Annotated in this window: 22 protein-coding genes and 1 riboswitch; of the genes, 16 read left to right on the forward strand and 6 right to left on the reverse strand. The window is 62.5% G+C overall.

Annotation, left to right across the window (positions count from 1 at the left end; genetic code table 11):
- Window positions 1-36 precede the first annotated feature (36 nt).
- On the forward strand, window positions 37-1458 hold the full coding sequence (locus NCS28_RS30620) for a purine-cytosine permease family protein (protein ID WP_250517539.1): 1422 nt from the start codon (window positions 37-39) through the stop codon (window positions 1456-1458).
- Window positions 1459-1529: 71 nt separating this feature from the next.
- Here the strand turns inward: NCS28_RS30620 and NCS28_RS30625 are convergent, their stop codons facing one another.
- Window positions 1530-2930: an MFS transporter gene (locus NCS28_RS30625; RefSeq protein ID WP_250517540.1), complete on the reverse strand. Its 1401-nt coding sequence runs from the start codon at window positions 2928-2930 to the stop codon at window positions 1530-1532.
- Between the two features lie 330 nt (window positions 2931-3260).
- Between NCS28_RS30625 and NCS28_RS30630 the strand changes: the two genes are divergently transcribed.
- The 8 genes from NCS28_RS30630 (at window position 3261) to NCS28_RS30665 (ending at window position 10585) form a co-directional block, all read left to right on the forward strand.
- The gene (locus NCS28_RS30630) at window positions 3261-4280 is read left to right on the forward strand and encodes an alcohol dehydrogenase (protein ID WP_250517541.1); all 1020 of its coding nucleotides are present in this window, start codon (window positions 3261-3263) and stop codon (window positions 4278-4280) included.
- A gap of 193 nt (window positions 4281-4473) precedes the next feature.
- Window positions 4474-5253 (forward strand): rhomboid family intramembrane serine protease, encoded by a 780-nt coding sequence (locus NCS28_RS30635; RefSeq protein WP_284506391.1) that lies wholly within the window; start codon window positions 4474-4476, stop codon window positions 5251-5253.
- Between the two features lie 110 nt (window positions 5254-5363).
- The gene (locus NCS28_RS30640) at window positions 5364-6422 is read left to right on the forward strand and encodes a toxic anion resistance protein (RefSeq protein ID WP_250517543.1); all 1059 of its coding nucleotides are present in this window, start codon (window positions 5364-5366) and stop codon (window positions 6420-6422) included.
- Between the two features lie 20 nt (window positions 6423-6442).
- A complete protein-coding gene (locus tag NCS28_RS30645) occupies window positions 6443-7225 on the forward strand; it encodes a VWA domain-containing protein (protein WP_061119568.1) in 783 nt (260 codons plus the stop codon).
- 51 nt (window positions 7226-7276) lie between these two features.
- A complete protein-coding gene (locus tag NCS28_RS30650; RefSeq protein WP_250517544.1) occupies window positions 7277-8287 on the forward strand; it encodes a DUF475 domain-containing protein in 1011 nt (336 codons plus the stop codon).
- Window positions 8288-8363: 76 nt separating this feature from the next.
- Window positions 8364-9029 (forward strand): TerD family protein, encoded by a 666-nt coding sequence (locus NCS28_RS30655; RefSeq protein ID WP_061121829.1) that lies wholly within the window; start codon window positions 8364-8366, stop codon window positions 9027-9029.
- A gap of 261 nt (window positions 9030-9290) precedes the next feature.
- The gene (locus NCS28_RS30660) at window positions 9291-9962 is read left to right on the forward strand and encodes a hypothetical protein (protein ID WP_250517545.1); all 672 of its coding nucleotides are present in this window, start codon (window positions 9291-9293) and stop codon (window positions 9960-9962) included.
- Window positions 9959-10585 carry an HAD family hydrolase gene (locus NCS28_RS30665; protein ID WP_250517546.1) on the forward strand — a complete coding sequence of 209 codons (627 nt, stop codon included), beginning with the start codon at window positions 9959-9961 and terminating at the stop codon, window positions 10583-10585. Before NCS28_RS30660 ends, NCS28_RS30665 begins: the two co-directional genes overlap by 4 nt.
- Window positions 10586-10619: 34 nt before the next feature.
- Here NCS28_RS30665 and NCS28_RS30670 read toward each other — a convergent pair whose 3' ends face one another.
- The 4 genes from NCS28_RS30670 to glyA all read right to left on the reverse strand — a co-directional run bounded on the left by NCS28_RS30670 (window position 10620) and on the right by glyA (window position 14497).
- On the reverse strand, window positions 10620-11225 hold the full coding sequence (locus NCS28_RS30670) for a dimethylsulfoniopropionate lyase (protein ID WP_250517547.1): 606 nt from the start codon (window positions 11223-11225) through the stop codon (window positions 10620-10622).
- Between the two features lie 82 nt (window positions 11226-11307).
- Window positions 11308-12411: an FAD-binding oxidoreductase gene (locus tag NCS28_RS30675; RefSeq protein WP_250517548.1), complete on the reverse strand. Its 1104-nt coding sequence runs from the start codon at window positions 12409-12411 to the stop codon at window positions 11308-11310.
- A gap of 107 nt (window positions 12412-12518) precedes the next feature.
- Entirely contained in the window at window positions 12519-13067 is a 549-nt protein-coding gene (locus NCS28_RS30680; protein ID WP_250517549.1) for a GNAT family N-acetyltransferase, read from the reverse strand.
- A 182-nt stretch (window positions 13068-13249) separates the two neighbouring features.
- Window positions 13250-14497 carry a serine hydroxymethyltransferase gene (glyA, locus tag NCS28_RS30685; RefSeq protein WP_250517550.1) on the reverse strand — a complete coding sequence of 416 codons (1248 nt, stop codon included), beginning with the start codon at window positions 14495-14497 and terminating at the stop codon, window positions 13250-13252.
- A 264-nt stretch (window positions 14498-14761) separates the two neighbouring features.
- Window positions 14762-14869, forward strand: a riboswitch (guanidine-I (ykkC/yxkD leader).
- Window positions 14870-14927: 58 nt separating this feature from the next.
- Between glyA and NCS28_RS30690 the strand changes: the two genes are divergently transcribed.
- The 7 genes from NCS28_RS30690 (at window position 14928) to atzF (ending at window position 24556) form a co-directional block, all read left to right on the forward strand.
- Entirely contained in the window at window positions 14928-15992 is a 1065-nt protein-coding gene (locus tag NCS28_RS30690; protein ID WP_250517551.1) for a putative urea ABC transporter substrate-binding protein, read from the forward strand.
- Window positions 15993-16022: 30 nt separating this feature from the next.
- Window positions 16023-16847, forward strand: a complete 825-nt coding sequence (locus tag NCS28_RS30695) for an ABC transporter permease (RefSeq protein WP_250517552.1) — start codon at window positions 16023-16025, stop codon at window positions 16845-16847.
- Complete coding sequence (locus tag NCS28_RS30700; RefSeq protein ID WP_250517553.1) at window positions 16844-17617, forward strand: ABC transporter ATP-binding protein; 774 nt, start codon at window positions 16844-16846, stop codon at window positions 17615-17617. Before NCS28_RS30695 ends, NCS28_RS30700 begins: the two co-directional genes overlap by 4 nt.
- A gap of 17 nt (window positions 17618-17634) precedes the next feature.
- Window positions 17635-18342 carry an urea amidolyase associated protein UAAP1 gene (locus tag NCS28_RS30705; protein WP_250517554.1) on the forward strand — a complete coding sequence of 236 codons (708 nt, stop codon included), beginning with the start codon at window positions 17635-17637 and terminating at the stop codon, window positions 18340-18342.
- Between the two features lie 13 nt (window positions 18343-18355).
- Window positions 18356-19000 carry an urea amidolyase associated protein UAAP2 gene (locus NCS28_RS30710; protein WP_250517555.1) on the forward strand — a complete coding sequence of 215 codons (645 nt, stop codon included), beginning with the start codon at window positions 18356-18358 and terminating at the stop codon, window positions 18998-19000.
- 170 nt (window positions 19001-19170) lie between these two features.
- Complete coding sequence (uca, locus tag NCS28_RS30715; protein WP_250517556.1) at window positions 19171-22725, forward strand: urea carboxylase; 3555 nt, start codon at window positions 19171-19173, stop codon at window positions 22723-22725.
- Window positions 22726-22756: 31 nt separating this feature from the next.
- Window positions 22757-24556: an allophanate hydrolase gene (atzF, locus tag NCS28_RS30720; protein ID WP_250517557.1), complete on the forward strand. Its 1800-nt coding sequence runs from the start codon at window positions 22757-22759 to the stop codon at window positions 24554-24556.
- 4 nt (window positions 24557-24560) lie between these two features.
- Here atzF and NCS28_RS30725 read toward each other — a convergent pair whose 3' ends face one another.
- Window positions 24561-25751, reverse strand: coding sequence for an MFS transporter (locus tag NCS28_RS30725; protein WP_250517558.1), 1191 nt, complete (start codon window positions 25749-25751; stop codon window positions 24561-24563).
- Between the last annotated feature and the right edge of the window lie 2 nt (window positions 25752-25753).

Genomic DNA, 25753 nt, shown 5'->3' on the forward strand with positions numbered 1-25753 from the left:
GGACATCGCTTTGCCGCGCGCAACAAGGAGACGACTTTGACTACCGCGCAACGCAACGCTTCTCCGTTGATCGAGAAGCACACCATCGGCTACGTGCCGCCCGAGGATCGTCACGGCAAAGTGCGCGATCTCTTCACGCTATGGTTCGGCGGAAACATCGCGCCCTTGCCGATCGTGACCGGCGCGCTGGGCGTGCAGATCTTCCATCTGAACCTGTTGTGGGGCATCGTCGCGATCGTCGTCGGTCAGGCGGTCGGCGGCGTGCTGATGGCGCTGCACTCCGCACAAGGGCCGCAAATGGGAATCCCGCAGATGATCCAGAGCCGCGCGCAGTTCGGCTCGTGGGGCGCGCTGCTCGTGACCGTCATAGCAGGCGTGATGTACGTGGGCTTCTTCGCGTCGAATATCGTGCTGGCGGGCAAATCGCTGCATGGCATCGAATCGTCGGTGTCGGTGCCCGTGGGCATCGTCGTCGGTGCGCTGGGATCGGGATTGATCGGCATCATCGGATACCGGTTCATTCATATCCTGAACCGCATCGGGACATGGGTGCTCGGCATCGGCATCTGCGTCGGCTTCGGGTATATCCTCACGCATGTTTCGACGGACGATTTCCTCACGCGCGGCGGCTTCGACTTCGCTGGCTGGCTCGCGACGGTCTCGCTCTCGGCGCTATGGCAGATCGCATTTGCGCCCTACGTTTCCGACTATTCGCGCTATTTGCCGGCGAACGTGCGCGTTGCATCGACGTTCTGGGCGACGTATCTCGGCTGCACGATTGGCTCGACGCTCGCGTTCGTGTTCGGCGCGGTCGCGGTGCTGGCGGTGCCGCCCGGCGCCGATGCGATGGACGCCGTGAAGCTCGCCACCGGACCGCTCGGCTTGCCGATGCTCGTGCTGTTCCTGCTGAGCGTGATCAGCCATAACGCGCTGAATCTCTACGGCGCGGTGCTTGCGTCGATCACGTCGCTGCAAACCTTCGCGTATCGCTGGATTCCGACGGCGAAGGCGCGCGCGGTGTTGTCGGTCGTGATTCTGGTTGCGTGCTGTTACTTTGCGATCGGCGCGTCGACGAACTTCGTCGCGAATCTCGTCGATCTCGTTCTCGCGCTGCTCGTCGTGCTGGTACCGTGGACCGCGATCAATCTCATCGACTTCTATGTGATCCACAAGGGCAAGTACGACATCCAGTCGATCTTTCAGGCGGACGGCGGCGTCTATGGGCGCTTCAATCCGCAGGCGTTGATCGCCTATGCAATCGGCATCGCCGTGCAGATTCCGTTCATGAATACGCCGATGTACGCAGGCCCCGTGCCGAAGTATCTCGATGGCGCGGATCTGTCGTGGGTCGTCGGCTTGCTCCTGACGTCGCCGGTTTATTACTGGCTTGCGTCGCGGGACACGGTTTATCGGCGCAGGCAGAACGATGCGCAAGTTGCGTCGAGTGCCGCGCGGTAACGAATGAACGTCTGTCGGGCGGGACTTATTCTTGCCCGGCAAAAGTGTCGTACTTCGCGGAATCGTGCCCCTCACGCCTGCGCTTGCGACGATCGCAAATGAATGCCGAGCGCGCGGCGTGCGCTCAACGCGAGCAGCGCACATGACAGCGCGTTGAAGAGAAAGAGCCCGCTCGGCCCGACGATCGTCATCAACGCCGACGCCAGCGCCGGGCCTGTCATGCCGCCGAACGAGAACAACACGAGCAGCAGCGCCGATATGGCCACGCGATGATGCGCCTCCGTGCGATCCTGCACATGCGACACGATCAGCCCGTACTGCGTGAACGTGACGGCGACATAGACGAGCGTCGCGACCCAGGTGATGACGCGCACGTCGAAGCAGAAGAGCACAAGACTCAACGCGCCTGATATCGACGCGGTGATATAGACGAGACGCCGCCGGTCGACCTTGTCGGAGAGGCGGCCCATCGGCCATTGCGGCACGAGCGCGCCGATCAGCGCGACGCCCATGAAGGTCGCGAGCTCGCTCGTCGAGAAGCCCGCGCGTTCGAGATAGACGGGCATCATCGCGTAGAAGCTGCTGTAGATGAAGCCCGCGAGAATGCAGCCGGGCACCGCGAGCGGCGCCGACGCCATCATCTCGCGCACGCTCTCGCGCCAGGTGCGCGCGGGCACGCGATGCAGCCGCTCGTCGGCGACCTTCACGGGCCAGCCTTCCAGCAAGGTCACGGGCATCACGGCGGCGGCGAAGAGCGCGGCGGCGATCGAGAACTGCTGGCCGCCCGAACCCGCGCCCACGTTCAACAGAAATTGCCCCGTGCCGACCGCGAGATAGTTGATGGCCGCATACGAGCCGAAGACCTGGCCGCGCTTTTCGTTTTCGACCGTGCCGTTGAGCCAGCTTTCGATCGACGTATAAAGGCCCATGAACGCGAAGCCGGTCAAGAGACGCACCGCGCCGAGCGTCCACGGCGACTGCGCGGCCCCGAACGCGAGCGCGAGAATGGAAGCCGCCGCCGAGAACGCGACGAACGTCCGATGCTGCCCGATCCGGTCGATGAGCCTGCGATTGAACACGGCCCCGAGGATGAAGCCCGCGTAGTAGCACGACTGGATCAGGCCGATCACGATGGTCGGATAACCGGATTGCAGGATGCGCAGCGGGATCAGCGTCTGAAAGAGCCCGTTGCCGACGATGAGCAGCGCGTAACCGCACAAGAGCCCGGCGAGCGCCCGGTAGCTGCTGCCCGCGGCGCCGTGGACGGGCGGCGGCGCATCGGGCGGCGCCGCCGCGGCGGGCGGCGTCTGCCTGCCGAAGAGCTTGGCTTCGCTCAGCGGCCCGGTGCGCACGGCGGCGGCCGCTTCGTGCTCCGCGCCGGTGTCGCTCGGAGTCTCGTAGGAATCGCTGGCGGCCTGGTTCGTGGGATCGATTGCCTGATCGTTCGCAACTGCGTCGTCGTTCTTGGACATGACACCCTTGATGATCATTCTCGTGATTCCGGTTTCACGATGCGACGCCTGAATGCGGCGTCACCGCGGCCGGTCCACTTCCGCTTCGACTGGCGGGCCCGAACGACGATGGTAACCGGCGCGAGCGCTGTCCGATGTTCCATTTTGTTTCCGAGTGCTTCCGGTCGATGACCGAACGGGCCGCCGATGCATCGCCCTGAGACCTGTCACAATCGCAATCTCCGACGTTCCTCGACGATGCGGTCGGAATTGCGTTTTGCCGGGCCGTGTCATCCGACTGCGGCGTGCGAACTGCGCCGCGCGTGTTTCTCCCATGACAAGGAGCAAGCGATGCCAACGATGCAGGCAGTGCAGGTAGCGAAAGCGAACGGTCCGCTGGAAGTCGTCGAGCGCGACGTGCCGGAGCCGCCCGAAGGACACGTGTTGATCAAGGTGCAGGCGTGCGGGATTTGCCACAGCGATTCGCTCACCGTCGAGGGCCTGTGGCCCGGTCTTCAGTTTCCGCGCGTGCCGGGCCATGAGATCGCGGGCGTGATCGAGAAGCTCGGCGCGGGCGTCGAGGGATGGGAGAACGGACAGCGTGTCGGCGTGGGTTGGCACGGTGGGCATTGCGGACATTGCGAGCATTGCCGTCACGGCGACTTCGTGCTTTGCCAGCGCGCGCTGGTGCCGGGCATCAGCTACGACGGCGGCTACGCGGATTACATGGTCGCGCCGCAGGAAGCGCTCGCGCGCATGCCCGACGATCTCTCCGATGTCGATGCCGCGCCGCTCCTATGCGCGGGCATCACCACGTTCAATGCGCTGCGCAACAGCGGCGCGCGCGCGGGCGACGTGGTCGCGATTCTCGGCATCGGCGGGCTCGGGCACTTGGGCGTACAGTTCGCGCGAAAGATGGGCTTCGTCACGGCGGCCATTGCGCGAGGCAAGGACAAAGAGCCGCTCGCGAAGCAGCTCGGCGCGCATCACTACATCGACAGCGAATCGCAGAACGTCGCCGACGCGTTAAAGGCGCTCGGCGGCGCGCGCGTCATTCTCGCGACGGCGACAAGCGGTAAGGCGATGAACGCGGCCATCGGCGGTCTGGGGCTCAACGGCAAGCTGATTATGGTCGGAATATCGGAGGAACCGGTCGAGGTGCCGATCACACAGTTCATCATGGGCCGCAATTCGGTGCAGGGCTGGCCGTCCGGCACGGCGGCGGATTCGCAGGAAACGCTCGCGTTCAGTGCGCTGTCGGGCGTGAAGCCGATGATCGAGGAATTTCCGTTGTCGCGTGCGGCGGAAGCGTATGCAAGGATGATGAGCGGGAAGGCGCGGTTCAGGGTGGTGTTGACGCCGGGGAGGTGAGGGGGCGAAGGCCGTTCGGCGCGTGCGGCCGGACGGCTGAATAATTAGCGGAATCGTAATAAATGCTCGAACACTAGCGCCAAGGGGCCGTTCTTTCGAACATCGCGTGGATAATCCGGAACCTTGCAAGTTCCCTTACGCTTCGCACGTTCGATACGACTCCTTGGGCAACATGAAGAATTCAATAAGCAGGATGTGGCTCACCTGCCTGTTCGCTGTAATTAACGCTGTCGTATTTGTTTCGCTATGGGCGCGCGCGGGTTTCACGGCGCCTTCATCGGCTCTCTTGCTGGATTGGGGCGGAAACCTAGCTCCGTTCACATTGACTGGAGAATCGTGGCGTCTGTTGACGAGCGCGTTTCTGCATGTCGGCTGGATCCATTTGCTCCTCAATCTCTACATGCTGATCGTGCTCGGAACCTTAATCGAGCGCGCGATCGGATCGTTGCGCTACGGGGTCGTATATCTTCTGTCCGCGCTGGGAGGAAGTCTCGTGAGCAGCTCGTGGTACGGCTTTCATGAAAGCCAGACCATGCAGTTCGCGATGGGCATGTTCATTCCGACGACCGCGATTCATCCTGTCGTGAGCGTAGGGGCGTCGGGCGCAGTGATGGGACTCGCCGGCGCGGCGGCCGCCTTGCATTTCCACGCATCACTGCGTAACGAGGGCACGGCTCCCGTTCAAATCAAGCCGGTTGCGATTCTTCAGGTGATCGTTCTGAATCTGCTCTCCGGATTTCAAATCTCCGGAATCGATCAGGCAGCGCACATCGGCGGTTTGTGCACGGGCTTTCTGATTGGACTCATGCTGCAATGGCTCGCTTGCGGCCCGAAGTCGGTGCGGCTCGGTGCACCCGTCATCGGCGTAGTGTTTGCCGCATTGATTTTCTATTTCGCACAACACGCGGGAACGCAAGACTTGTTCGAGTGGAAAAGGGCGATGATGGAGCAGAACGCAACGCAAACGGAATAGCGCAATCCGAGCAGTTCCGATCTCTTCGACGAGTTAAAAATTCGTAATGCAGATGAAGTCAGAGCAAGTGGGATAAGAAATCGAGCTACCAAAATAAAGAAGCGAGAACGATGAAACCTTTATTCGCCGACAATCAGGAAGCACGGCCGACCTTCTCTGCCGACAGCGGCCGCGACCTTCGAAGGACTTCACCGTCCGAAGCGAAATTGCTGACTCAGGACGAGATCGACGATCTGGGCGTCAAGGCCGGAGAGCGCGTGGCAGGGCTTTCCCAGCGCATCTTGTCGGAGGTGCGCGCATCCGATATCGACCAGTTTGGCGAAAGGCTCAACGAGCTGATCGTGACGGCAAAGGACCTCGATCCCGCCGCTCTCCAGAAGCGCGGCATTCTGAGTCGAGTCACGTCGATGTTCAAGGCATCCAAGGAACGGCTGCTGGCGCAATTCGATTCGGTGGAAAAGCGCATCGGCACGCTGATCATCGAGTTGGAGAGCAATGCGAATCGGCAGAAGCGCGACATCGCCGAACTCGAACAAATGTATGCGGATAACTATGAAACGTTCCGGCAGTTCGAGCACGCTAAGAAGCTCGGTGAAGATTCGCTCGAAGCTTATCGCGCGGCGCTTGCGCTACCGCAATCCAGCGACGATGCATTCGGCGCGCAACGCACTATGGATCTGCGTCGCTGCGCCAGCGCGCTCGAACAGAAAATCGACGATCTGTCTCGCGCCATGCTGATGTCCGAGCAACTCGCACCACAGATTCGCCTCGAGCAAGATCACAAGCGCACGCTCATTTCGAAGTTCGGCACGGCGAAGACCGTCCTGATTCCCGCGTGGACCAACGCGTTTTCTCTTTACATCAAGCAACTAAGCACGAAGAAAGCAGCCGATCTCGCCAATGCGACCTTCGATGCCGCCGACGCCGCGCTGCGCGCACAAGCCGATCAGTTGCACGCCAATGCAGGCGCGGTGGCGGCGCTCGGACAGCGGCCCGTCATTGCAACGGACACGTTCGCCTACACGCAGCAAAAGCTCTTCGATGCATTGGACGAAATCGCGAAGATCGTCGAAGACGGACAGCGCCAGCGCAAGGCGGACGAGCCGCGACTCAGACAACTCGAACGCGATCTCGTCGCCAAATTCAGCGATCACCGGCATTTGAAATAAATAACATCGGTAACCACGCAATGAGCACCATCAACCTTCATAAACCCGCTCTCGCGAGCCGGGCCGATAACGTTTCTATCGTGCTGAGCAAGCGCCGGCTGCCGCGTCCGCCTGTCGTGCGCGTCGCCGCCGCGCTCGACATTTCAGGCTCGGCCGAACAGCTATACAAATCCGGCGTCATTCAGGAGACCCACGATCGCATGCTCGGCATTGCGATGAAATTCGATGACAACGGGGAAATCGATACCTGGACTTTTACGGAAGGTTTCGATCGGCTTCCGACTGCCACACCTGAAAACTACGGCAGCTACATCACGGAATACGTGATGCGCAATGACGGTATTCGCAAATGGGGCGCCACGCAGTACGCACCGGTCATGGCGGATATCGTCAACTTCTTCTTCGCGCCCGAAGAACAGCGCGCAGCGCCGAAGGAGAAGCGCGGCTTCCTCAGCCGGCTGTTCGGCACGCCTGCCCCGGACCCCGCGCCGTTACCCGCGGAGCCAGCGAACAACATGCCCGCGTGGGTGCTTTTCGTGACCGACGGACAGAATCCCGAGCAGGATCGCGGACATGCGGAGAAGCTCCTGCGCGATTCGCAGAAGTTCCCGATTTACTGGTCTCTCATCGGCGTCGGCGATCCGCGTGAATTCGGTTTTCTTCGCCATGTCGCGAAGGATTTGCCCAATGTAGGGTTTTTGCATCTCGAATCGCTCGATATCTCCGATCAGGAGATTTACGAGCAACTGATTACAGAAGAATTTTGCGATTGGGTTCGCGGCAAGCAGGTCGAGAAAACATAAGCGGGCGCTCGTCACCGAGCGCTCTGAATCGAAATTCGGTCATATCAAACAATGAAACCTTTTAAACTTCCGCTCGCGTTGACTTTCATCGCGATGGCGGCGGCATTCGCGCTGGGCGGCGTGAAGGATGTCGTCCTCGTCGCGGTACTCTGTATTCTGGAAATATCGCTGTCGTTGGATAATGCCGTGGCCAACGCGGCCGTCTTGCGCCACTGGTCCGATAAATGGCGCGACCGCTTCATGACATGGGGCCTTCCCGTCGCGATCTTCGGAATGCGCCTCGTCTTTCCGCTGCTGATCGTTGCTATCGCAGGGCACATCGGGTTCTTCGAAGCTGGAAAGATGGCGCTCGAAGCACCTCGGCAGTATGCGCAAATCCTGACTTCCGCACATCACGAAGTGTCGGCGTTCGGCGGCGCGTTCCTGTTGATGGTTTTCTTCAAGTTCATGCTCGATCGCGACAAGGATGAGCACTGGATCAGCATCGTCGAGCGTCCGCTTGCGCGTCTTGGCCGGCTGACGGCGATCGAAGTGGCGCTGACGCTCGCGGTGATTGCTATCGTCTCCACTCGGTTGCCGGACATCGAACGCGCTTCGTTTCTCGTGGCGGGCCTGGGCGGCGTGATCGCCTTTGTCCTATCGCACGGCATCGGGGATTTCGTCGGCGGTGACGAGGCAGGCAATCGCGTGGTGCGCGAAAGCGTCGCGGGCTTCCTGTATCTGGAGATGCTCGATTCGTCGTTCAGCTTCGACGGTGTCATCGGTGCATTCGCGCTGACCAACAACGTATTTCTCATTGCTATCGGACTCGGCGTCGGTGCTTCGTATATTCGCCAGATGACGCTGATACTTCTCAAGAAAGGCACGCTCGCTCAATACCGTTTCCTGGAGCATGGCGCATTCTGGGCTATCGGCGCGCTAGCGGTCATCATGCTGAGCGTGAACGTGGACGTTCCCGAAGTCATCACCGGTTTGATCGGCGCATTCACCATCGGCGCGGCGGTTATCAGTTCGATAGTCGTTCAGCGGCGTGAAGCTGTCGCGGGCGATCGCGCGTCCTGATCGCGCAAATCCGCGTGCCGGGCATGCGGCTAACAATGCAATCCAATCAATTCAACGAGAGCAGTCAGTCATGTCAATGATCAATCTTTCCAAGGGCGGCCGAATCAATTTGTCCAAGGAAGCGCCCAGCGCAAGCAAGTTCAGAATCGGTCTTGGCTGGGATGCGAACGCGACCGATACGGGCAATGATTTCGATCTGGACGTTTCGGTATTTCTTTGCAAATACGATAGCCAGAACAGTCCAAAGCTGATCTCGCAGAAGCACTTCATTTTCTATAACACCGAAATTCGCACGCTCGACCGCGAAACAACTTTCTACCAACCGGGCGACGACTGGCCGCGCAAAGGCATGTCGGCATCGGAATGTCTCGGCGTCGTTCATAGCGGAGATAACCAGACCGGCAGCGGCAACGGCGACGACGAAGTGATTTTTGTCGATACGAAGAAACTCGATGCCGCCATCGATGAGATCTCGGTTGTCGTCACCATCGATCGGGCCGAGGAGCGCAAGCAGAATTTCGGTCAGGTGCGCAACAGCTACATTGAGATATCGGAAGAGGAAACAGGACGAGTGCTCGCGCGCTATCCGCTCGAAGAAGATTTTTCGATGGAAACGGCCGTTCAAGTGGGCAGCTTCTATCGCCGCGATGGACAGTTCATGTTCAAGGCGGTCGGAATGGGCTATAACCGCGGCCTCGGCGATTTCGTGATCGCTTATGGCGGACACGTCGATCGCGCCTGAATAGCGGGACTCGACTTGGCGCATCGGTTTAGCATGCGCCATCGTCGGAATGTGAGAAGTCGAATGCCGTCTGATCAGCCTGAACCGAAGCCGCTTGCGTTTTCGAAACCCCAACGAGATGTTCGCGAGTTGCAGCCGCGCGCGTCGGAAGAGCGCGCGGTCACGCCACTCGATTTCGGCAGCAACGCCGTGTCGGTCGATCCGTTATTCGACTCGCGCGAAGCAAGGCGGCGCGTATCGAACGCGGAGCCGGGAAAGAGTGTGTTCGGCGATCACGGGCATCCGCTTCTGAACCGGAGCTTCGAACTGGCTCGACAGCAGTTTCCGGAGCTATATCCCAAGCATGGGCCGCGTATCGAGCGCGGCATTCGTCAATTGCTTCCGCTGCGGCTCGAGACCATTTCCATGTTTGCGGATGCAGCCTTGAGAACGTGCGGTGAATCCGTCGATATCTTCATGCGCGTGACACGCGATTTCGCCGACCTCGACGCTGCCGGCCTCATGCGGCAAATGCTCGATAGCGCCACGCGCAAGCCGGGTATCCTCGATCGGTTGACAGAACACTATCTGAAACCGCAGCGACCGGAAATGGACTATCGCGAATCATTGAGCACGTTGAAGGTTTCATTGCAATCGTTCATGCCCCGCGTGCGCGTTTTGCGAGAAGAAGTCGACCAGGCGCGGGAAAGCCTTGCAAGCGGACTTGCCGCATTGAGTGCGGTTTGCGATATCGATCACGGGGGCAATGCCACAGCCGCTCTCGCGCTGGGCGAACGCCGCAGCGCGGTACGGCAGGCGTTCCAGCAACTCGAATTGCTTTCGCTCCAGGCCAATGCTTTCGAAGCGGACCTCGTCGGCCTTTTGTCCAGAGCCGATCAACTGGCGAACATCACGCTTCCGGCAGCGCTGGCGGCAAGGCGCCAACGCTCATGAAGCCATCCTCGAACATCGTCGCCGCCTTCGATTTCGACGGAACCATTACCACGAGCGACAGCCTCAAGGCATTCGTGTTGCACACGGTTGGCCCCGCGCGCTTTGCGGCAGCGGGCTTGCGGGCGGCGCCTCGGCTGCTTGGCATGGCCGCGCGACTTTGCGATCGCGGCGTCGCGAAGGCTGCGTTTCTTCGTCATGCGTTGCGAGGGATGTCTCCCGCTGAACTGGAGCGCGCCTCGCAAGACTTCTGCGCCACACGCCTCGCTCGAATGGTCCGGCCGGAAATGGTGGAACGAATCCGGCAGCATCAGGCATTGAGCCATGAGGTCGTGCTCGTGAGTGCGTCGCCTTCGCTGTACCTTCGAATCTGGGCGCAATCGGTCGGTATCGGCGTGGTGCTATCGACTGAACTGGATATCGATCGTCAAGGATTCACGGGCCGGTTTATCGGACGGAATTGTTGGGGGCCGGAGAAAGTTCGGCGGCTCGAAGCATGGTGGAACGGTAGTCGGCCACGCATGCTCTTTGCCTATGGCGACAGCCGGGGCGACAGGGAAATGGCCGCTGCTGCCGACGTTGCATGGGTCAGAGGGAATGGCGAGCTGCCTGCGCTCGATCGCTGAGTGACCTGAAACGCAATGCGATCCGTCAGCCTGGCTAGTCCCCCTTTCTCGTCAGCAACGACCAGATGGCGAAGAAGGGCACGGAACCGGATCGCATCGCGTGCGGATTATTGCGAAGGTTATGAATGCCGCCTCCGATACCCGGGTCGATCCATGCACCGCCGTCCTGCCGGAATTCGCCGGGCGTGAAGAGCACATAGGCTTCCTCGGGCGGATGGCTGTGATCGGGATAGCGCGTGTGCGGCAACATCAGCGAGAAGCCCAGTTGCACGTCATAGCGGCTTTCCGCGCCACCGGGTCCGCAGATCATGCCGTGCACGTGCGCATCGATGTAGTTGTCGCCGCCGTTCACGCCCGATGAGCGGCGCGACCATCCGAGATCGGGTTCGAGCGCTTTGATCGCGCGCGCGGCGGCGCCGAAGCCGGTGTCGTCGTCGATGAAGGGCGCGAGCGCGGCGTCGAGCCACTCGCACGCAGGATAGCGCGTGTGGTGCCGCGCGCCGTCGTCGGATGGCGTTTGCAGCCGTTCGAAGACGCGTGCGGCGACTTCGCGTCCGGCATGCGGCAGTTTGTCCGACTGAAAGAGCTTCTCCGCGATGGCGATGAAAGCGGCCACGTTCTCCGGACGACGACGGTTCATAAGAGCCTCCCTGACCACCAGGCGCTTCGATTCTCCATCACAAGCAGTCGGTTTCAAAGCTGCGCATCGAATGCCTGTCTCCTCACAATTCCAGCACGAGGTCCGAGGTCGGGCGGCTGCAACACAACAGGCGAAATCCCTTCTGGACTTCTCTGTCGCGGATGCCGCCGTTGTGTTTCATATCGACGGTGCCTTCCAGCACGCGCGTTTTGCACGTTCCGCACACGCCTTGACCGCACGACGACGCCATAGCGACGCCCGCCTTCTTCGCCGCCGATAACACGGTCTGCGACGCGTTCATCGTGAACGACTTCGACGAGCGCGAGAGCTTGACAGTGAAGATGCCTTCAGCGGCGGGTGCTCGAGCAGGCTCGCCCGCGCCGATATCGAAGCTCTCCTCGTGGTAGCGCGCCGGCTCATGGCCGCCTTCGCGAAGCAGCGCGCGCACCGCGCTCATGTATCCGGCCGGGCCGCACGTGAAGACTTCGCGTTCCAGATAGTCCGGCGTCCATTGCGAAAGCAACTGAAGATTGAGGCGGCCTGTCGGACCATGCCAGTCAGCTTCATCGCCGATGCCCTCGCACACGAAGAATATGCGCAGGCGAGGCGATAGCTTCGCGAGCCGCGTCAGTTCCTCGCGAAACACGATATCGCCAGGCGTGCGCGCGCTATGAATAAAGACGATGTCTCGATCCAGACCGAGATCGATGCTCGCACGCGTCATCGACATCAGCGGCGTGACGCCGGATCCCGCGGACAGATACAGCGATTTCGCCGCGGGCGCGGCGGTCGGCGTGAACGCGCCTGAAGGTCCATACGCGCGCAAGCCGACGCCGGGTTTCATGGTGTCGTGCAGCCAGTTCGACACGGTCCCGCCCGGAACGCGCTTGACCGTGATCGACAGCAGAAACGGACGCGTCGGCGCGGACGAAATCGTGTAGCAGCGCTCGACCGATCGTCCCTGCACGTTCGCCGTTATCGTCATGAACTGACCCGGCTCGAATCGCACGGGCAGTCCGTCTTCCGTGCGGAATTCGAAGCTTCTCACATCATGCGTTTCATCGATGACGCGGCAACACGTCAGCGTCTGCTGTTGGCCGCTCGGCCAGAGCCGGCCGCCGTGTTCCCAAGTGGCGGCATCGGCGAAATCGAGTGGAGAAACGAAAATGCTGTCGACGGAGTTCATGGCGCTCACAAGTGCGTTTGCAATGAGCGCAGTATTGAAGCGCGCGAATTCACCGTCAACGCGCTTTATTTTCCGGCTTCCATTACTTCAAATTATGCGTGGCCCGCTCAACCATCCACGGGTTCTGCAGGCGTCTCCAGATTGAGCTGATAGAACGCCGCGTCCAGCCAGCGGCCGAACTTGAATCCGGCCTCTCTGACCGTGCCCGAGTGCGTGAAGCCCAGCCGCGTATGCAGGCGGATGCTGCCTTCGTTCGTCGCGTCCACGCAACCGACGAGCACATGCACCTGCGCCTCCTTCGCGCGACGAATCAGCTCGCGCAGCAGACGCTCGCCGAGCCCGAGTCCGCGGCAATCGCGATGCACATAGACGCTGTGCTCCACGGTGTACTTGAACGCGGGAAACGCGCGGAACGTGCCCCAGCTGGCGAAGCCCATCAGCTTGCCCGATGCATCGACTGCGCCCACGACCGGAAAGCCGCCCGCGCGTTTCGCCGCGAACCATGTCGTCATGGCCTCGACGGGGCGTGGCACGTAATCGTACAGCGCGGTCGAATTGACGATGGCTTCGTTCAGGATGTCGAGAATGGCGAGCGCGTGATCGGCTTCGTTGCAGTCGATCAGACGCACATCGTTGCGTGGGTCGGTGATGTTCATTCGGGGTTTCGGCGCGTGTAGCCGGATTCGCTATTGCGCCACTTGAGTTGCTAGTGGCGCCGTGTGAGGGGTTCTGCGGGCGTTTCGTCGGGAGTCGATTCTCGCATAGTGGATGCAGTTTCCAGTAGGCTAGATATCTCTGTCAAGGTCTCGGCAAAAGCCCAAATCGCGCCCGCCAAACCTCACCCATAAACAGGGAACCGCTTCGTCAACCCGGCAACCTGCTCGCGCACGCGTTCAAGATTCCCCGCATCTTCCGGGCTTTCCAACACATCGGCGATAAGATTCCCAACGATCTCCGCTTCCTTCGTTCCAAACCCGCGCGTTGTCATCGCCGGCGACCCGAGACGAATACCGCTCGTGACAAACGGCTTTTCCGGATCGTTCGGAATCGCGTTCTTGTTGACCGTGATATGCGCCGCACCGAGCGCGGCTTCGGCAGCCTTGCCGGTAATCTTCTTCGCGCGCAGATCGACGAGCATCACGTGGCTTTCGGTATGACCCGACACGATGCGCAAGCCGCGCTTCACGAGCGTTTCGGCCAGCACACGCGCATTGTCGACGACGCGCTGCTGATACTCCTTGAACTCCGGCGACAGCGCTTCCTTGAACGCAACAGCCTTCGCGGCGATCACATGCATCAACGGTCCGCCCTGAATGCCCGGGAAAATCGCCGAGTTGATCTGCTTCTCGAACTCGGCCTTCATCAGGATCACGCCGCCGCGCGGGCCGCGCAGGCTCTTGTGCGTGGTCGTGGTGACGAAGTCGGCATGCGGCACCGGATTCGGATACACACCCGCCGCGATCAGACCGGCATAGTGCGCCATGTCGACCATCAGATATGCGCCGACGCTCTTCGCGATCTTCGACAGCCGCTCGAAGTCGATCTTCAACGCAAACGCCGACGCACCCGCGACGATCAGCTTCGGCTTGTGCTCGTTGGCGAGTTGCTCGGCCGCATCGTAATCGATGTCCTCGGCTTCGTTCAGCCCGTAGCTCACGACGTTGAACCACTTGCCCGACATGTTGACCGGCGAGCCGTGCGTGAGATGGCCGCCGTGCGCGAGGCTCAGGCCCATGATCGTGTCGCCCGGCTTGAGCATCGCGAAGAACACGCCCTGATTGGCCTGCGAGCCGGAGTTCGGCTGCACGTTCGCGGCCTCCGCGCCGAAGAGCTGCTTCACGCGATCGATCGCAAGCTGCTCGACCACGTCGACATATTCGCAACCGCCGTAATAGCGCTTGCCCGGATAGCCTTCCGCGTATTTGTTCGTGAGCTGCGAGCCTTGCGCGGCCATCACGGCCGGGCTCGTGTAATTCTCCGACGCGATCAGCTCGATGTGATCTTCCTGACGTCGGTTTTCATCGGTGATCGCCGCCCAGAGTTCCGGATCGACGTTTTCAACGGTGCTGGTTGCGCGCTTGAACATGATGGTTACCCATGTGAGAAGAGAACGGGTTGCTGCGGGAACTCCGACTGTCCCGTATTCCATCGAAAGCCGGCGCGCGCGGATAGAAGAATTCCGACATTACGCTGGAATGCGGGCACCCGTTTGGTGCGAGCGTGCGTAGACGCGTCGCGCGGCGCGCTTCGTATCTGTGCACGAATCCATATTCAACGCGCCGAAGCCGCGTAATTACAGCGTTGGCACGCTTATCGCATTGAGCATGTCAGGAGTGGCAGTCACAATCTGGCAATGGATGACTAGGGTTCCGGTCCGCATCGAGTTCGATGCGCGATGCTGGTCCGAGAGTTGTCGACCTCGAACGAGGTTACACGGCGGGACAAAAGCCCGGGAGAGAACGCGATGCGTCGCGCCGCTCCTGCCGTCGATAACCGTTCAATGCGAGGTCAACCTCATGCGCGTCCGCTTTCTCGCCGCTGCCGCCGTCGCTCTCTCCGTCTGTTTCTCCACGCCTTCGTTCGCTCAAGCCCGCAAGGACTTCAAGGTCTGCTGGACTATCTACGCCGGCTGGATGCCGTGGGGCTACGCGAAGACGCAGGGCATCATGTCCAAATGGGCGAAGAAGTACGGCATCAACGTCGATGTCGTGCAGCTCAACGACTACATCGAATCGATCAATCAATACACCGCCGGCAAGTTCGACGGCTGCGCGATGACCAACATGGACGCGCTCACCATTCCGGCGACAGGCGGCGTGGACAGCACGGCGTTGATCGTCAGCGATTACTCGAACGGCAACGACGGCGTGCTCATCAAGGGCACGGGCAAGAAGGTCGCCGATCTCAAAGGCCAGCCGGTCAATCTCGTCGAGCTGTCGGTGTCGCATTACTTGCTCGCGCGCGCGCTCGAATCGGCGGGCATGAGCGAGCGCGACATCAAGACCGTGAACACGTCCGACGCCGATATCTCCGGCGCATTCGCAACCGCCGACGTGCACAACGCGGTCACATGGAACCCGATGCTCGCCGATCTGAAGGCGAAGCCCAACGTCACCGAAGTGTTCGATTCGAGCCGCATTCCCGGCGAAATCATGGACATGATGGTCGTCAACACGAAGACGCTGCACGACAATCCCGCGCTCGGCAAGGCGCTTACCGGCGCATGGTTCGAGATCATGCAGACGATCCACGCATCGTCGCCGGAAAGCGAGGCCGCGCTCACGTCGATGGCCAAGGCATCGGGCACGGACCTCGCCGGCTACAAGTCGCAGCTCTCGACCACCGCGCTGTTCTACACGCCGCAACAGGCGCTCGACTTCGCGACGAGCCCGAACATGCCGAAGATCATGACGCGCGTCGCGCAGTTCTCGTTCGATCACGGTCTGCTCGGCAAGGGCGCGCCGAACGCGGGCGCGGTCGGCATGGCGTTCGAGAACAACGTGGTCGTGGGCAGCAAGAGCAATCTCAAACTGCGCTTCGATCCGACCTACGTGCGCATGGCCGCGCAAGGCAAGCTGTGAGCGGCGCGGCGTTCTGAAGAGGAGAGGCCCATGCGGCTCATCAACCGACATCCCGGCCGCACCGGCAGTCTGATGCTGTTGCTGCTGCCGTTCATCGTGCTCGTCGCGGTGTATTTCACCGGCTCGTCGATTCGTCTGCAGGCGAACCCCGACGACAAGCTGTTGCCGTCGGCCACGCAGATGAAGGCCGCGCTCAACGAGTACGCGTTCACGGAGGACAAGCGCACGGGCGAGCATCTGATGCTGAGCGACACGGTATCGAGCATGAAGCGGCTTTGCATCGGGCTCGTCGCGAGTGCGGCGATCGCGCTCGTGTTCGGTATCGTGACGGGCAGCATTCCGCTCGCGGGCGCGACGCTTTCGCCGTTCATCACGGTAATATCGATGATCCCGCCGCTCGCCGTGCTGCCGATCCTTTTCATCGTGTTCGGCCTCGATGAACTGTCGAAAGTCGTGCTGATCGTGATCGGCATCACGCCGATGATGATTCGCGATCTGCAACAGCGCACGCGCGATATCCCCGAGGAATTGTGGATCAAGGCGCAGACGCTGGGCGCGTCGAGCTGGACGCTGATCTTGCGCGTGATCGTGCCGCAACTGCTGCCGCGTCTCTTGATCGCGCTGCGGCTCGCGTTGTGTTCCGCGTGGCTCTTTCTGATCGCGGCGGAAGCGATTGCATCGACGGATGGTCTCGGCTATCGCATCTTCCTCGTGCGCCGCTATCTCGCGATGGACGTGATCCTGCCTTATGTCGCGTGGATCACGCTGCTCGCATGGCTCATCGACGAAGCGTTGCGCCGTCTCACGCAATGGGCGTTCCCCTGGTATCAGGAAGGTCGCGGAGGCCGCGCATGATCGAGATCCGCAACCTGTGGAAGCAATACGACGATCAGGTGGTGCTGGAGCGGCTCAATCTGCGCATCGCGGAAGGCGAGTTCTGCTCGATGGTCGGCGCATCGGGCTGCGGCAAGTCCACGTTTCTGCGCCTTCTGCTCGGCCAGGAACGCCCCACGCGCGGCGAGATATTGCTCGACGGCGAGCCGTTGCCGCCCGAACCCGATCCGCATCGCGGCGTCGTGTATCAGCGCTATTCGGTGTTTCCGCATCTCACCGTGTTGCGCAACGTGATGCTCGGGCTCGAACTGCCGCACGCGCGTGTCACGGGACGTTTGTTCGGCGCACGCCGCCGCCTCGCACGCGATGAAGCCGTCGCGATGCTCGCGCGCGTCGGCCTCGCCGATTCGCTCGACAAGTATCCGCATCAACTCTCCGGTGGCATGCAGCAACGTCTCGCGCTCGCGCAGGCGCTCGTGATGAAGCCGCGCGTGCTCCTGCTCGACGAACCCTTCGGCGCGCTCGATCCGGGCATCCGCCGCGACATGCACGAACTGCTGACGGGTCTTTGGCGTGAAGCGAAGCTGACCGTCTTCATGGTCACGCACGACCTGAAGGAAGGCTTCACGCTCGGCAGCCGCGTGCTGGTGTTCGACAAGGTGCGCATCGACCCGCAAGCGCCGCAGGCATACGGCGCGCGCATCACTTACGACATTCCGCTCGAACGCAACGGCGTGCGCAACGCGCAACCGGCGATGGAAGTCCCGTCGCTGCTCGCCGTGCCCGCATGATCGAAAGGACATAACACATGAACGACATCCTGCTCGAAGAAACGATTCCCGGTGGCGGCCATGCGTCGCTGATCGTGAAGCGCGGCCAGTTGCTGCGCATCACCGATGTGCGCGGCGGCGCGAACGTCGCGATGCTGCTCTTCAATGCCGCAGAAAAGAGCGAGCGTCTGAATCTGCCCGATACGCTCAAATGCCAGCACACCGCGAAGCTGACGAAAGGCCATTGCCTCTATTCCGACATGGGGCGCGTGCTTGCCGCGATCGTCGCGGATACGTGCGGATGGCACGACAGCCTGGCCGGTGTATCGAATGCGGCGGAAGTATTCGAGAAGTACGGCGAAGGCCGCTATCAGGAATTGCGTAACGCGTTCTATCGCAACGGCACGGATAACCTGCTCGTCGAACTCGGTAAATGGGGCCTCGGCATTGCGGATCTGCTGATGACGCTGAATCTTTTCAGCCGCGTCGACGTGACCGATGCAGGCGCGTTGAACTTCGTGCAGGGCAATTCGCAGGCGGGCGACTACATCGAACTGTATGCGCCGATGAACACGCTCGTCGTGCTGACGGCGATCCAGCATCCGCTCGATCCGAATCCCGAATACGCGCCGAAGCCGGTGAAGCTTGCGTTGAGCAGTGCCCCGCAACAAGTCGCTGAACTATGCCGTACGTCGTGCGATGAAAACGTGCGCGGCTTTATCAACACCGAACGATTCTTTCTCTGAGCGAGAGACGCGCATGACGACATCCAATCTCACGGCCAGCACGCTCGATCCCGCCGACGCGATCTTTCGCGAGACCTTGCCCGCGGGCGAACCTTGGATCAAGGAACTAAAGGCGGGGCAGACGCTGCGCATTCGCGACGTCGAAGGCAATCAGGCGATCGACACGCTCTTCTACAGCGCAGCCGATCCGCGCGAACGTTACGACGCGCAACGCACATTACGCCGTCAACAAAGCCTCTATCTGACGACGGGCACCGTGCTCTATTCGAATCTCGGCAATCCGATGCTGACGATCATCGCGGATACGTGCGGGCGGCACGACACGCTCGGCGGCGCGTGCGCGCAGGAAAGCAACACGGTGCGCTACGCCCTTGAGAAGCGCTATATGCATAGTTGCAGAGATAACTATCTGCGAGCCTGCGCGCACGACGGAAGGCTCTCGAAGCGCGACATCGCTGCGAACATCAACTTCTTCATGAACGTGCCGGTGACAGCGGAAGGCGGCCTCACGTTCGAGGATGGCATTTCGGGCGCGGGCAAGTACGTCGAACTGCGCGCCGAGATGGACGTGATCGTGCTGATCTCGAACTGCCCGCAATTGAACAATCCGTGCAACGCGTACAACCCGACTCCGGCGGAGCTGACGATATGGAACTGAGCACCTTGCACCGCTGGCTTTACACGATGATGAAAGCGCGCGCCGAGCGTCTGCTGCCGGTCGATCACCGCACGAAACATTAAAAGCATCAAGCGCCGACCTGCCGGGGACGACCCCGGCATGCATGCTCACGTGGCGGGACGGCCCGCCCACGCATTGAACGTCCACTCATGTTCGACAAAGTCCTCATCGCGAATCGCGGCGCGATTGCATGCCGCATTCTGCGCACGTTGCGCGCGCTGAACGTCGCTGGTGTCGCCGTCTATAGCGAAGCGGATCGCGCGAGCCGCCACGTCAGTCTCGCCGATACCGCTCACAGCCTCGGCGACGGCGCCGCGAACATCACCTATCTCGACATCGCGAAGATTCTCGCTATCGCGCGCGCAGAAGGTGTGCAGGCGATTCATCCGGGCTACGGCTTTCTGTCGGAGAACGCGTCGTTTGCAGAAGCGTGCGAAGCGGCCGGCGTCGCGTTCATCGGGCCGACGCCCGCGCAATTGCGCGCCTTCGGCCTCAAGCACACCGCGCGCGCCATCGCCGCCGAACAAGGCGTCCCGATGCTCGAAGGCACGGGCCTGCTCGACGGCATCGACGCCGCGCTCGAAGCGGCGCAGCGCATCGGCTATCCGGTGATGCTGAAGAGCACGGCGGGTGGCGGCGGCATCGGCATGCGCGTGTGCCGTTGCGCCGACGAGCTCGCCGCGCAGTTCGATATCGTCAAGCGTCTCGGTCAGAACAATTTCAGCGATGCGGGCGTGTTCCTGGAGAAGTACATCGAGCGCGCGCGGCATCTCGAAGTGCAGGTGTTCGGCGATGGCAAAGGCGATGCCATCGCGCTCGGCGTGCGCGACTGCTCCGTGCAGCGTCGCAACCAGAAAGTGCTCGAAGAAACGCCCGCGCCGAATCTCCCCGAAGGCATGGCCGACGCGCTCTGCGACGCCGCTATCCGGCTTGCGCGGGCGGTGTCGTATCGATCGGCGGGCACGGTCGAATTCGTCTATGACAGCGATGCGTCGCGCTTCTACTTCCTCGAAGTGAACACGCGCTTGCAAGTGGAACATGGCGTGACGGAGCAGGTGTGGGGCGTGGATCTGGTGCGCTGGATGATCGAGCTCGCGGCAGGCACATTGCCCGCGCTTGACACGCTTGCGCGCGATCTCGAACCGCGCGGCCACGCGATCCAGGCGCGTCTCTATGCAGAAGATCCGGGCCGCGATTTCAAGCCCTGTCCGGGACTGCTCACCGACGTGTCGTTTCCATTATCCGATGGGCGCGCGTTGCGCATCGACACATGGATCGAAGCAGGCTGCGACGTGCCGCCGTGGTTCGATCCGATGCTCGCGAAGTTGATCGCATGGCAACCGACGCGCGACGAAGCGCGCCATGCGCTCGATGCCGCGCTCGACGCGACGCGCATTTACGGCGTCGAAACGAATCGCGGCTATCTGCGGCAGATTCTCGCGGATACGCCGTTCGCAAGCGGTCATCCGTGGACGCGCTGTCTCGAAGGCTTGCGCTACCGCGCATCGACATTCGAAGTGCTGAGCGGCGGCACGCAAACGACCGTGCAGGACTATCCGGGAAGGCAAGGTTATTGGGCGGTGGGCGTGCCGCCTTCAGGTCCGATGGACGATCGCGCGCTGCGGCTCGGCAATCGTCTGCTCGACAATGACGACGATGCCGCCGCGCTCGAAATCACGATGAGCGGTCCGACGCTGCGCTTCAACACGGATGCCGTCATAGCGGTGACGGGCGCGACGTTGCCCGTCATGCTCGACGACATCGCGCAGCCGATGAACACGACGTTCCTCGTCGCGGCCGGCTCCACGCTCGCGCTCGGCACGATCCGCGGCGCGGGCGCGCGTGCGTATCTGTGCGTGCGCGGCGGGCTGGATGTCGCGCGCTATCTCGGCAGCCGCAGCACGTTCACGCTCGGCCAGTTCGGCGGGCATGGCGGGCGCGCATTGCGTGCGGGCGACGTGCTGCATCTCCACACGTCGACGAATCGCGAAGCCGGCGCGACGTTGTCCGATTCACTCACGCATCGCTTCGACGATGTGCGCGTGCTGCGCGTGATCTATGGTCCGCATGGCGCGCCGGAATACTTCGCTGCGTCCTATATCGAACGCTTCTTCGATACCGACTGGGAAGTCCATTTCAATTCGAGCCGCACGGGTGTGCGTCTCATCGGTCCGAAGCCCGAATGGGCGCGTGCCGATGGCGGCGAGGCGGGACTGCATCCGTCGAATATTCACGACAATCCGTACGCTGTCGGCGCGATCGATTTCACCGGCGACATGCCCGTGATTCTCGGTCCCGATGGCCCGAGTCTCGGCGGCTTCGTGTGTCCGGTCACGGTGATCGAGGCGGACCTGTGGCAGATCGGTCAACTCAAGGCGGGCGACAAGGTGCGCTTCGTTCCAGTCGATATCGCGACCGCGCGCACGGACCCTGCACGGCAGATGCCATTGCAATCGCCGATCGTTCTGGACACCGGCGAAGGCGATGAACGGCTCGTCGCGCGTCTCTCCGGCGACACGCATCTGCTGCTCGAAATCGGCCCGCCCGAACTCGACCTCGTGCTGCGCTTTCGCGGCCATGCGTTGATGCAATCGCTCGAAGCATCGCAGTTGCCGGGCGTCGTCGATCTGACGCCGGGCATCCGCTCGCTGCAAGTCCACTATCAGCCGGAACGATTGCCGCTCGACATGCTGCTCGAACACGTCGCGTCGGCATGGCGAAGCGTGCTGCTGCAAAAGGACCTGCGTGTGCCGTCGCGCGTCGTGCATCTGCCGCTGTCGTGGGACGATCCCGCGTGCCAGCTTGCCATCGACAAATACATGACGACGGTGCGCAAGGACGCGCCGTGGTGCCCGAGCAATTTGGAGTTCATCCGCCGCATCAACGGGCTGGATTCGATCGACGACGTGAAGCGCGTCGTGTTCGATGCGAGCTATCTCGTGATGGGCTTAGGCGATGTCTATCTCGGCGCGCCGGTCGCGACGCCGCTCGATCCGCGTCATCGGCTCGTGACGACGAAGTACAACCCGGCGCGCACGTGGACGGCGGAGAACTCGGTCGGCATCGGCGGCGCGTATCTGTGCGTGTACGGCATGGAAGGGCCGGGCGGCTATCAGTTCGTCGGACGCACGTTGCAGATGTGGAACCGCTATCGTGAAGTCGCGGATTTCGCGGGACGTCCGTATCTGTTGCGCTTCTTCGATCAGATCCGCTTCTACGAAGTCTCTTCCGACGAACTGCTGCGCATACGCGAGACATTTCCGCTCGGACGCTATCCGTTGAAGATCGAGGAGACAGAGCTGTCTCTCGCGGATTATCAGGCGTTCCTCGATCGCGAAGCAGAAGGCATCGCGCGGTTTCGCGCGCATCAGCAAACGGCGTTTCAGGCAGAGCGGCAACGCTGGCACGAAGCGGGCAGCGACGAAACCGCCGTCGATGCGCCCGTCGCCACCGATGCCGACATCGCGCCGCTTGCAGATGGCCACGTCGCCGTCGATAGCGAAATCGCGGGCAATCTGTGGCAAGTGCGCGTCGAGGCCGGCGCGAAAGTCGAAGCGGGCGACGTGCTCGTCGTCATCGAATCGATGAAGATGGAGATTTCCGTGATCGCGCCGTGCGCGGGGATCGTCGGCGAGATACATGTCGCGCCGGGTTCGTCCGTTCGCGCGGGGCAGCGCGTCGCCGTGATCGAACAGCGCGCGTGACGCACTTCATATCAACAAGGAATCATCGGACATGGATTCATTCGACTTGCGTCTTCCCGCCTTGCGCGCGGCATATAGCGAGGGCCGCGCGGAGCCGCGCGCGTTGATCGGCGCGTTGCGCGCGCGCGCGGCCGCGTTGAACGCCGACTATCGGCTCTTCATTCATCTGCTGGACGATGACGAAATCGAGCCGTATCTCGCGGCGCTCGACGCACGCGATATCGATTCGCTGCCGCTTTACGGCGTTCCGTTCGCGATCAAGGACAACATCGATCTCGCGAACGTGCCGACGACGGCCGCGTGCCCCGCGTTCGAGTACATGCCGGAGCGATCGGCGACGCTCGTCGTGCGGCTGATCGAGCTCGGCGCGGTGCCCATCGGCAAAACCAATCTGGACCAGTTCGCGACCGGCCTGAACGGCACGCGCTCGCCCTACGGCAGGTGCCGCAACAGCGTGCTTGCGGACTATCCGTCGGGCGGATCTAGCGCGGGGTCGTCGCTGGCCGTCGCGCTGGGCGTCGCGAGCTTTTCGCTCGGCACCGATACCGCCGGCTCGGGCCGCGTGCCCGCCGCGCTGAACAATCTCGTCGGCACGAAGGGGACGAAGGGCTTGCTGTCGACGGCGGGCGTCGTGCCCGCGTGCCGCACGCTCGATTGCGTGACGTACTTCACCGCGACCGCGAGCGAGGCGAGCACGCTGCTCGCCCTCACGGCAGCCTACGATCCCGCCGACGCATACAGCCGCGTGAATCCGCAATGGAACGATGCGGCGGCGTTCGGCAAGGTCGCGCGCTTTCGTTTCGGCGTGCCGCGTCAGCTCGAATTCGCCGGTTGCGATGAAAGTCCCGCGCTTTTCGCGAATGCATGCTCGGCGCTCGAAGCGCTCGGCGGCGAGGCGGTCGAGATCGACTTCGCGCCTTTCCTCGAAGCCGCGCGTCTGCTCTACGAAGGGCCGTGGGTCGCGGAGCGCTATAACGTCGCAGGCGCGTTGATGGAGTCGCAACCCGATGCGGTGTTGCCCGTGATCCGCGACGTGCTCGCGAAAGCACCGGGCGCGACCGCCGTCGATGCGTTTCGCGCGCAGTACAAGCTTCAGGCATTGAAGCAGCGTTGCGACGCCGTGCTCGCGGATCTCGATTGCGTGCTGACGCCGTCGATTCCGCGTGCGGTCACGCTCGCCGAACTGGAGCGCGATCCGATCGGCGCAAATTCGCTGCTCGGGCACTACACGAACTTCATGAACCTGCTCGATTACGCCGCCGTCACGACGCCTGCGGGTTTCATGCGCAACGGCTTGCCGTGGGGCGTGACGCTGTTCGGCCGCGCCTTCACCGATCAATATCTGCTGGGCGTCGCCGATGCGTTGCATCGCAAGCTCGCCGTGCCGCTCGTCGGCGGCGCACGGCAGGGCAACGACGCGCCCGCGCGCGCCGCGCGTGACGACAGGATGAAGCTCGTCGTGTGCGGCGCGCATCTCGCGGGCTTGCCGCTGAACGGGCAACTGACCGCACGCGGCGCGCGCCTCGTCGAAGCGACATCGAGCGCGCCGCGCTACCGCCTGTACGCACTTTCGGGCGGTCCGGTTCAGCGGCCCGGCATGGTGCGCGACGAAGCGAACGGCGCGGCGATCGCGGTCGAAGTGTGGGCCTTGCCGAGCGCGGAAGTCGGCTCGTTTCTCGCGGGCATTCCCGCGCCGCTCGCGCTCGGCAAGGTCGAACTCGCGGACGGCCGCTGGGAAACCGGATTCGTGTGCGAGGCGCATGCGCTCGAAGGCGCCGTCGATATCACGCAATACGGCGGCTGGCGCGCGTGGCTCGACCGCGCGCAGTGAATGTTCATCGGCGGAGGACGGATGCGAGCGGATGCCGCGTCGTCGCGAACGATGCGAGCACCGCGAGGCCCAGCGCCGAGAGCAACACGCCGAGATGCATCGCGCCGGTCGCGCCCGCTTGATCGACCGCGATGCCGCCCGCGAGCGAACCCCCCGCGATCGCCGTCTGCACCGCGCTGACGAAGAGCGCCGATGCGGCTTCCGGCTGCTTCGGCGATGTCAGCTGCATCCACACGCTCAGGCACAGCGGAATCGCGCCATACGCGACGCCCCACGCGAGCACGCCCGCCACCACCGCGCCCGCAACGTGCGCGAAGGCCGGCAGCGCGAGCAGCGACGCGGTGACGAGCGCGGTCGTCGCGGCGAGCGAGAGGCGCGGATGCGACTTCACGAACGCCGACGCGACGAAGTTCGACAGGAAGCCGACGATCCCGAAGCCGAGCAGCAGCGCGGTAACCCAGGCCGCGCCGAGCACGGCGTCGACTTCGAGAAACGGCGCGATGTACGTGTAGGCGCAGAAGTGCGCGCCGAACAGCAACGCGACGAGCAGCAGGCTGCGTAGCACGGTCGTGCGCGCGAGCATGCGTCCGAAATCGCCGATGCGTGCGGCGGCGCGCGGCGGCAGTTCGGGCAGCAGCACCGCCTGAAGGAGCAGCGCGGCGAGCGCGAGCGCGGCCGTCGCGAAGAACGACACGCGCCACGACCACAACCCCGCGATGAACGTCCCGAGCGGCACGCCGATGACCGTCGCGAGCGTGATGCCCATGAAGATGGTCGCGCTCGCGCGGGCGCTTTCCTCTTGCGCGACGATCTGTCCCGAGACGCCGAGCGCGACGGTCCAGAATCCGCCGAGGCTGATGCCGAGCAAGGCGCGCCCGGCGAGCATCGTCGTGAAGTCGGCGGCGAGCGCCGAGATGCCGTTCGACGCGACGAGCGCGATCGACAGCAGAAGCAGGATCAGCCGCCGATTCAGCCGCCCCGCGACGAGCAGCAGCACAGGCGCCGAGATCGCGGCGATGATGCCCGGCGTCGTAGTCATCAGGCCCGCTGTGCCGGGCGTGACGCCGAGGTCCGACGCGATCGCCGGCAGCACGCCGACGGGCATGTATTCGGTCGTCACGAAAGCGAACGAGCCGAGCGCGATGGAAAGCACCGCGAGCCGGCGCCTGCGGGCGCTTGTTGAAGACGTAGTCATGT

It is taken from the genome of Caballeronia sp. INDeC2 (genome assembly GCF_023631325.1).
Taxonomy (GTDB): Bacteria; Pseudomonadota; Gammaproteobacteria; order Burkholderiales; family Burkholderiaceae; genus Caballeronia.